At 39.3% G+C, this 8,928-nt stretch carries 9 protein-coding genes; 3 read left to right on the top strand and 6 right to left on the bottom strand.

Features of this window, described 5'->3' with window-relative positions:
* Positions 1-988 precede the first annotated feature (988 nt).
* On the bottom strand, positions 989-1,399 hold the full coding sequence (locus tag ACMFKV_RS02790; RefSeq protein ID WP_413154457.1) for a TIR domain-containing protein: 411 nt from the start codon (positions 1,397-1,399) through the stop codon (positions 989-991).
* Between the two features lie 39 nt (positions 1,400-1,438).
* Here ACMFKV_RS02790 and ACMFKV_RS02785 point away from each other — a divergent pair, with 39 nt between their 5' ends.
* Positions 1,439-1,645, top strand: a complete 207-nt coding sequence (locus tag ACMFKV_RS02785) for a hypothetical protein (protein ID WP_413154443.1) — start codon at positions 1,439-1,441, stop codon at positions 1,643-1,645.
* Positions 1,646-1,906: 261 nt separating this feature from the next.
* On the opposite strand, the gene rpmE is transcribed toward ACMFKV_RS02785, so the two are convergent.
* Complete coding sequence (gene rpmE / locus ACMFKV_RS02780; protein WP_332060165.1) at positions 1,907-2,128, bottom strand: 50S ribosomal protein L31; 222 nt, start codon at positions 2,126-2,128, stop codon at positions 1,907-1,909.
* Positions 2,129-2,324: 196 nt separating this feature from the next.
* Between rpmE and ACMFKV_RS02775 the strand changes: the two genes are divergently transcribed.
* Entirely contained in the window at positions 2,325-4,115 is a 1,791-nt protein-coding gene (locus ACMFKV_RS02775) for an ABC transporter transmembrane domain-containing protein (protein WP_336287465.1), read from the top strand.
* A 178-nt stretch (positions 4,116-4,293) separates the two neighbouring features.
* Here ACMFKV_RS02775 and ACMFKV_RS02770 read toward each other — a convergent pair whose 3' ends face one another.
* The 4 genes from ACMFKV_RS02770 to ACMFKV_RS02755 form a co-directional block, all read right to left on the bottom strand.
* Entirely contained in the window at positions 4,294-5,085 is a 792-nt protein-coding gene (locus ACMFKV_RS02770) for an inositol monophosphatase family protein (protein WP_336287463.1), read from the bottom strand.
* A gap of 16 nt (positions 5,086-5,101) precedes the next feature.
* Positions 5,102-5,677: an elongation factor P gene (gene efp / locus ACMFKV_RS02765; RefSeq protein ID WP_336287462.1), complete on the bottom strand. Its 576-nt coding sequence runs from the start codon at positions 5,675-5,677 to the stop codon at positions 5,102-5,104.
* A 237-nt stretch (positions 5,678-5,914) separates the two neighbouring features.
* Positions 5,915-6,919, bottom strand: coding sequence for a tetratricopeptide repeat protein (locus tag ACMFKV_RS02760; RefSeq protein ID WP_413154456.1), 1,005 nt, complete (start codon positions 6,917-6,919; stop codon positions 5,915-5,917).
* 35 nt (positions 6,920-6,954) lie between these two features.
* The gene (locus ACMFKV_RS02755; RefSeq protein WP_413154442.1) at positions 6,955-7,641 is read right to left on the bottom strand and encodes a thiamine phosphate synthase; all 687 of its coding nucleotides are present in this window, start codon (positions 7,639-7,641) and stop codon (positions 6,955-6,957) included.
* Between the two features lie 89 nt (positions 7,642-7,730).
* Here ACMFKV_RS02755 and ACMFKV_RS02750 point away from each other — a divergent pair, with 89 nt between their 5' ends.
* Entirely contained in the window at positions 7,731-8,873 is a 1,143-nt protein-coding gene (locus tag ACMFKV_RS02750; RefSeq protein ID WP_336287459.1) for an OpgC family protein, read from the top strand.
* Positions 8,874-8,928: the final 55 nt, after the last annotated feature.

The following is an 8,928-nucleotide window of genomic DNA, read 5'->3' as shown; positions in this document are numbered from 1 at the left end:
GAAAAGCTGAAAAGCTGAAAAGCTGAAAAGCTGAAAAGCTGAAAAGCTGAAAAGCTGAAAAGCTGAAAAGCTGAAAAGCTGAAAAGCTGAAAAGCTGAAAAGCTGAAAAGCTGAAAAGCTGAAAAGCTGAAAAGCCAGAACTCTAAGAAGCTCGCTGAAATGAAAATGACAAAATTGGGCGCTGGTTTATATCTTTGCGCTTCATATTTTTTCTCAAATGGGGACAATGTGCCTGTTTCAGCCGTGCGTTAAATAGATGTTTACGATATATCACTCTCAATTTGGCACGTAAATTTTCAACTTTATACGTAAAACTCGGGTTAGGGCGCAAAGAAATGAACCATTTGATGACTGGTTTGAAGCGCGTAATTTATACTGAGATGTAATATTGATTTGCAGATAGAAGCTGAATGTTAATTTACGAAAAAAGATGGAGTTATTTTAAAAATTTCCCTGCCAGTATATTTTCGTTTGCCACAGTCTTTGTGTCTGGGCTGGCAAGGAGTGAGCTTTTTGTCAATGATTGTTTTCAATATGATTAAGTGCAAACGATAACACTGGGTAGACCCTTTAAAGATGCTGCCAAAAGCAGGTTAATTTTAAAGGCATGTCTTCCATGAAATTGAACATAAAAAATTTTAACGGGGAGGAAAAGATATGAGCAAAAAGGGCAAGGATGTGAAGTTTTTCTTTTTTTACAAAATGCAGACCTGAAAATAATTTTCAAAGAATGGATAGCTATTTTAAAAGAGGGGAAAGGCTTCCATGGTAGCAGAGAAGAGCATTATCAATAGGGAGAGGTTTATTGATAAAATTTACTTTCTCTCTTAGAAGCTTTCTTAGAAAATTGTATAGAACAATCTTTTATTTCTCAATAAGAGTCTTTTGAGGATAGGATTTTGAGAGTTAAAAATGTCAGATTTGAGAAAGTAAAAGTGTAAATTAGGATTTTTGAGAAGGGCTAAGTAATTTGCTTCTTAGCTTTTATTTAAATACAATTAGTAAGCACTTCTGTTTTGAAAACAAATCCTGAAGATTGTAGATGTTTAACAAGTTGTGGAAGCGTCTCTTTTACGTGGTCATTGAAAGGAATGTATATAATTCCGCTCGCATCTGAAGGAATTTCAAGGCTTTGTTTTTTTAGAATGGCAACATTTTTACGTGTAAGCGCGGCAATTAACATTCCCATTTCAAAAACAACATTTTGTCGAGCACGAGGTTGAATTTCTTTTTCACCAGCAGATTTAGCGTAACCCATGTCATCGGGTGTAAGGAGAACAATACCAAACTTAGCAGAATTATCTTGCGTACAAATTTCTTTTTCCAAAGCTTCAATAATAGTTAAACTACCATTGCTACCATTTTGCAGAACATATGGCTCAAGTCCAAGCTTGTGAATGATAAGCTCAAGTTGTTCCTGAGCAGTGGAATCATAACCATGGACATAAAAATTTTGTCTTTTACTGGAGGAAATTCAGGTACAGAAGCTTTGGGAGGTTCAGATATAGTAGCTGATAGAGTTCTCTCTATATGTTCACGTAAGTCTGCTTTTAGCTTTTCTTTGGCGTTTTTTTCGCCTTGGAAGTGGATTGTCCCTGTTGATTCATACCGGTTAATGACTGCTCTCTTGAGAGTTTTGATCTGACACTGCCCATTGCTATGTCAATTACTTTTCGTAATTTTATATTCCAGCTTTGCGAACTATTTGTGTTAAGTTCTCAAAAGTTCCATTGTACTTCATTTTTCTTATAATCCGAGTGTTGTGGTGAAGATGGAGATCAACATAAAAATCTCTTTTTTCTGCCTTAATTTCCAAATTCACCCAGCGAAAATAAATGAAACACCCCTCAATAACCAATCTGTTTTTCCAGTGGTTTTGTCGCGATTTACAATGAGAAATAGGATTTTAAATACCCAGATTACCGAAACGATTTTTAAATTTAGAAACGCGTCCACCACGATCCACCAATGTTTGAGACCCTCCTGTCCACGCTGGATGCGTTCTTGGATCAATATCCAGATTAAGGGTGTCCCCTTCTTTTCCCCAAGTAGAGCGTGTTGTATATTGGGTACCATCCGTCATAACAACGGTAATTTTGTGATAGTCAGGATGAATATTCGGTTTCATGTGGCAAACTCTCTGCTTTCATATATATAACGAAGTGGCACATGCTCTATTTTTTAAGTGCGCTTTTTTCGTCTTTTTGATAAATTTATTAAAGTTTTTTCTCTATAACTGAGCACGCATAAAAAAACAAGTGTCCAAGATGTACCACTGCATCAGAGTTATAACAATCTAATATCTAATATATAAGCGAGATTCCATGAAGCTCTTTAATCATTCAGAAAAATCTGCAAATTCTTCTCATACGAAACCTTCATTCTCGGTTCTTTCAAGTTTTTTTCCTTATATTTTGCGCTATCGCTGGCTCATTATCTTTGCTTTTTTGGCTTTGTTTGTTGCTGCCCTTGTTACACTGGCTTTGCCTGTTGCTATTCGCCAAATGCTCGATCACGGTTTTTCTGCTTCGAATCAGGGCAATATCAATTTTTACTTCGGTATTTTGTTTGTACTCGCTTTGCTTCTCGCACTTGCTTCGGCTTGCCGTTACTATTGTGTTATCACGTTGGGTGAGCGGATTGTTGCTGATTTACGACGCGATGTTTTTGCACATGTCACGCAACTTTCTCCTGCTTTTTTTGATCAGTCCCATTCTGGTGAAATTGTTTCGCGGCTTTTAACAGATACGACTCAAATAAAATTGGCAGTTGGTTCAACCGCGTCTACAGCTTTGCGTCATCTCATTGTGGTGATTGGAGCAGTTGTGATGATGGTTATCACAAATGCTAAATTATCTTTGCTTGTTCTGTTTGCTATCCCCTTTGTTGCCATTCCCTTGGTTATTTTTGGGCGCAAGGTTCGCAAACGTACACGCGCTGCGCAAGATCGTTTGGCAGATGCTCATGCCTTGGCAACAGAACAAGTAAGCGCTATGCGCACTGTGCAAGCTTTTACTGCTGAAAAACACATTTCTGCACGTTTTTCAGAGCTGGTGGAGCGTGCCTTTCAAACAGCACGCTCTTGCGTAACCTTACGTTCTTTTTTTACAGGTTTTGCGATTTTTCTGGTTTTTAGTAGCGTTGTTGCTGTTTTGTGGATTGGATCCCATGATGTGCTCAATGGCACCATGTCAGGCGGTGCCTTAGGTCAATTTGTCCTCTATGCAGTTTTTGGAGCTTCAACTTTTGCGCAGTTATCAGAACTTGGTGCAGAATTAATACAAGCAGCAGGTGCTGCGGAACGGCTTGCCGAATTATTGCAACAACAGCCCACAATTTTGGTTCCAAAAGTGCCTGCACCATTGGCACAACCTGTTCAAGGAGCAATCGTTTTTAATCAGGTTGATTTTACCTATCCTTCTAGACCAAAAGAAAAGATTTTACGCTCTCTTTCCTTTTCTGTGAAAGCAGGCGAAACTGTTGCTTTTGTTGGTGCTTCGGGGGCAGGGAAAAGTACCATTTTTTCTTTGATTCTTCGCTTTTATGATCCGACCAGCGGTAAAATCCAGCTTGATGGCATGGAGATTAATCGCCTTGCTCTTCATGATTTACGCAGCGCAATTTCTTATGTTCCGCAAGATGTTGCTATTTTTGATGGCACGTTACGCGATAATATTGCTTTTGGAAGCGAAAATGTCAATGAAGAACAAGTCATTGCTGCAGCAAAAACAGCCAATGCACTTGAATTTATCGAAGCTTTACCACAAGGCTTTAACACTGAAGTGGGAGAACGCGGTATCATGCTTTCGGGGGGGCAAAAACAACGCATTGGTATTGCACGAGCGATTTTAAAAAATGCTCCCCTTTTGTTGCTGGATGAAGCAACATCTGCTTTAGATGCGCACAGTGAAAAATTAGTGCAAGAAGCGCTAGAAGGGCTGATGCAAAACCGAACAACATTGGTGATTGCCCACCGTTTGGCAACGGTTTTAAAAGCAGATCGCATTCTTGTGATGGATAAAGGTGTTCTTGTTGAAGAAGGAACCCATGCACAACTTGTTGCACAAGAGGGAGTTTATGCAAATTTAGCAAAATTACAATTCGCACCCGAGTAAGCTGTCGTCAATCAATGTTAGCAGTGTTGGCAATATTAGCAGTGTTGGCAATATTAGCAATATTTCCAAATTGGCAATTTCTTCTTAAATTTATTGCCATTCATCGTCGCTGGGTTCAAGAAATATACAAAAAACTTCCCTCAATATAGCTTGTTTCTCAAATAAGCTGTTTTGAGGGCTAGATGCCTTTTTTGAGTGTTTTTTCTAATTTGATTCGGATGCGTTCATTGCCAGCGATGATATTTTTTTTGCCAAATATATCGTTCCCACCTTCTTTATCTGTGACAAAACCACCAGCTTCACGCACGATTAGCATTCCAGCAGCCATATCCCAAATTTGAAGATTATCTTCCCAAAATCCATCTGTTCGCCCAGCCGCGACATAAGCCAAATCAAGAGCCGCAGCTCCAAAACGCCGAATTCCAGCAACCTCAGCCATGACATTGCGCAATTCGATTAAATATGCCCCATGATGAGGACGGTTTAAATGGGGCATTCCTGTGGCAATGACACAATCTTCTAATTTGCGTCGTGCAGAAACACGGCAACGTCTGTCATTGAAGAAAGCACCGCCCCCTCGTTCAGCAGTAAAAAGCTCATCACTGACAGGATTATAGATCACACCAGCAACAATCTGTCCTTGACTCTCTAAAGCAATTGAGACAGCAAAAAAAGGAATGCCATGTAAAAAATTCGTTGTTCCATCCAAAGGATCGACAATAAAACGGTGCTGAGAATCTTCTCCAATAATTTCTTCCGATTCTTCCATCAGAAAGCTAAATTTTGGTCGTGCTTTACTCAATTCATGGAAAATAATTTTTTCAGCTTTGCGATCTGCTTGGCTGACATAATCTGCAGGTCCTTTCAAGGATACCTGTAAGTTTTGCACTTCACCATAATCGCGTATCAGAGAGCGTCCCGCTTTCATTGCAGCTTGCACCATGACATTCATTATTGCAGAATGAGCCATATTTTATCTCTTTATTTTATTTATCTTTTTCGTTTGCGCGGCGCAAATAAATCAGTTCATTGGTGTCGACAATGACACGTTCACCAGCATTGATAAAAGGTGGCACAAGAATACGAATGCCATTTTCAAGAATTGCTGGTTTATAAGAGGACGTGACCGTTTGTCCTTTAATTGCAGGATCAGCCTCAGCAATTGTTACAATGACTTGGTCGGGAAGCGATATGCCAATGGGTTTTTCTTGATAAAGTTCAACGGTTACTGTCATGCCATCTTGCAAAAAAGCAGCGCGCTCACCAACAAAATCTTTTTGTAATTCAAGTTGCTCATAGGATTGTGAGTCCATAAAAACCAAAGCGTCACCTTGTTGATAGAGGAAAGTAAAATCTTTTTGTTCAAGGCGCACTCTTTCAACAGTTTCGGCAGCACGAAACCGTTCATTGAGTTTTGTACCATCAATCACATTCTTCATTTCAACTTGATTAAATGCTCCCCCTTTTCCTGGTTTTACAGCATTGCATTTAACAGCTACCCATAAACCTCCTTGATGCTCTATCACATTACCAGGTCGAATTTCATTGCCATTAATTTTCATAGTTTATATCCAAATTTCGTTCTTGCAAAAAGAGCTTTCTATAGTTGTTTTGCACGAGAGAGTTACACTGTCTTTGCAGAGAAAAAAGCTTAAAAAGAATTTTTGTGTATCCTCATCTGTTTGCTTTTTGCAAGACCATAAAAATCATTGAGACGCAAGTCTTTTAAAAGTTTCCAAAAGATTTTTATGAAAATTGATGTGTTTATAGTAAAACGCGCCTTTTTATTAAACATATATTTAAAGAAAAGGAAGGTGTTTTATTGCTACTTTGCGCGCTTCTTCCAATTGTGTGCTACTCATACCTTGGAGCATCATTTCAAGGTCAGGCGCTTGCATTTTTGCTTGTTGTGCAACCATATACCATGCTGCGGCAGTTATAATATCGCCTTTTGTTCCTATTCCATCCCGATACAGTCTTGCAAGAGCAATTTGTGCTGGTGGGATCATGTTGATGGCATTGGTGAGGAGCAAATGAAATGCACGTTGAAAATCAGGCTTGCCTCCACGACCTTGCACAAGCCATTGGGCTAAAAGAATTTGAGCCATGAAATGGTTATTTTGAGCCGCAATCTCCATAAGTTTGCGCGCATTACGATCGTCCTTTGGTCGTGTTAAAGTTCCCAAAGAGAGAACCTTTGCAGCTGCAAAAGCAGCTTCAGAATCACCAAGAGCTGCACCTTTTAAGAACCATTTTAATGCGTGTTCAATTGCTTCAGTTTCGCGGGTTGGGGAAGAGACACCTGCAAGAGCTTGCTTTTCTTGCAAGGCTTTGTAAAGAAGCAGTTGTCCATAATAAAAATAGGCTTCTTTCACATCAGCTTCTGCAGATTTGCGAATAAATTCTTCACCAAGTTTTTTATTTTGTGTAATAAAATGACCATCAAACAACATGAGACCATAGCGCAGTTGCGCTTGTGGTTCACCTTGTTTTGCTGCACGCCCAAACCACAAAGCAGCGCGTGCTCCATCAATAGGAACAGCACATCCTTCCATATAAATTCGTGCAACCAAGGTTTGTGCGAAGGGGTCATTTTTTTCAGCGCGCTTGAGCGCTTCACGGAAAGCTTTTAAATAATAGCCTTGGATGTAATAGTCATAAGCTTGATCGTATTGTCCAGCTTTTAGGGGCTGAAAAGGCTTGTTAGTATTTGATGTATCTTGAATGGTATTGAAAGAACGCTCAAAATTTGACATTGCAGCAGTGGTTACAGGAAAACTTGTAACAACAACCACAAACCACATCCTCATCAGAATGTGCAGTCTGACACCTCTCTTTATCATGGGTGATATCCCCTTCCCATCAACAAGGGAGAATTTTTACATTTTTCTTTCATCATATCAAGCGCGCGTAAAGAATTATCGTGTGCAAAAAGCATTTCTTCAACGGCAATAAATTCACATCCCACTTTTATTACCTCTTCAAAAGCGGCAAAATCACTTCCTGCTTGGAGAACAGCAGGGATCTCCATAATTTCTGCCCACCATTGCGCTAATTGGATATTGCGGGGGTGCGCGTGGGGTTTTTTATCAGCGCCTAATTTGCCAAAAAACAGATAATCAGCGCCAGATTCAGCAGCAATCATTGCACAATGGCGATTACGTAAATTTCCAAAACCTTTAATTTTTTGTTCCTTATCCTGATTGTTGAGATTTGCAAGAGCGTGAAGATCATTCTCTAGATGCAAACCATCAGCTTTTATCCGTTCAGCAATGCGTCTCTCACCAGAAATGAGAAGTGCGGCGCCATTATATTGAATATCTTTGGCGTAAATTTGCGCTTGTTTTTGTAAAAAAGCGTTATCATCTTTAACGCCGTGGGAATCGTAAAGGATAACGCTGGCAAAAGACGCTGTTTGCATGATTTGACGCAAAAAAGCAGGGTCTAAAGTACGTCGAACATCTAATGTCAAAATCAATTGAGGAAAAAGATAGGGCTCAATTGGTTTATTGTTTTGTTGTGTCATACAAAATCCTTGACTGTAAGAAAAAATTCGTCTTATGAAGCACTGTTTGCTAAAATATATTCCAAATTATGACTGATGGGGGTCAATTTATGGGATACCACGGTGCTTTTAACCATGATATGCACATTTCTAACCGTGATACACGCATTGATGTTTTTCGTTCTTTAGCTTTGTTGACAATTTTCATCAATCATATTCCTGGAACTTTGTATGAGTATATAACACATAAGCATTTTGGTTTTTCCGATTCAGCAGAAATATTTGTTTTGCTTTCAGGTGTCTCTCTTGGGCTCAGTTTTCGTATACGTTTACATGGAAAACCTTTTTCTTTTATTGTACGCAAACTTTGGTACAGGGCTTTTCAACTGTATGGGGCATATCTTTTTACCACCTTTGCAACGTTAAGTCTTTTTTTAGGTGCTTTTTTATTGTGGCATGTAGAAAAACTGCTATGGATGAATAATGTGGGGTTATTTGTAACACAGCCCATTGTCGCATTTTTTAGCACCCTGAGCCTTGGGCACCAATTGGGATATAATAATATTCTTCCACTTTATATTGTTTTAATGATTTTTGCTCCTTTTGCGCTTTATTTGAGTTGCAGGCAGAAAGGGTTTCTGCTTTTGGGGTCGTTCCTGCTGTATTTGATATGCGGAATTTATAAAATTGCTCCTCCTTCTTATCCAATACAGGGGAAGTGGTTTTTAAACCCTTTGTCATGGCAATTCCTTTTTGTTATAGGGCTGGTGAGCACTTTATCTCTTAAATCAGGAAAAACAATCGTTTGCCAGCCTTTGTTGGTTATTTTATCAGCTGCGTATCTTCTGTTTTCGCTGCTATGGGTTCGTTTAAGCTGGTGGGGCGTGTTGGGGTGGCTGCAGTGGTCTTCTCCACTGGTTAACTTTAATAAAACATTTTTAAGTTTGCCTCGTTTACTCCATATTATTGCGTTATCATCCCTTATTCTTTGCTTACCGCGTGTGCATAAGTGGTTTTGTGTTTCACCACGGCACCCCTTAGCAATCTTAGGCAAGCATAGTTTACCCGTTTTTGTAACGGGAACCGTCTTTGCGATGTTTGGGCAAGTTTTAAAAACAGTAATGACGGGAACATTTTTGTTAGATAGCCTCTTGATTATAAGTGGTATTGCGATACAATTCTGGGTCGCTTTTTATTGTGAAAAACGCCAACTCTTTGAGCGGGCTTGTGTAAAAAAACCAGTGAGTTTATAAAAACACCTTATGACGTATTAACCCTAACGTAAAAAGCACGTTGCGTCAGTGTTTT

The sequence above is a fragment of the Bartonella propinqua genome, from assembly GCF_047263965.1.
GTDB lineage: Bacteria > Pseudomonadota > Alphaproteobacteria > Rhizobiales > Rhizobiaceae > Bartonella.
Note: the sequence above shows the minus strand (reverse complement) of the source record. Positions and strands in the feature narration are given on the sequence as shown.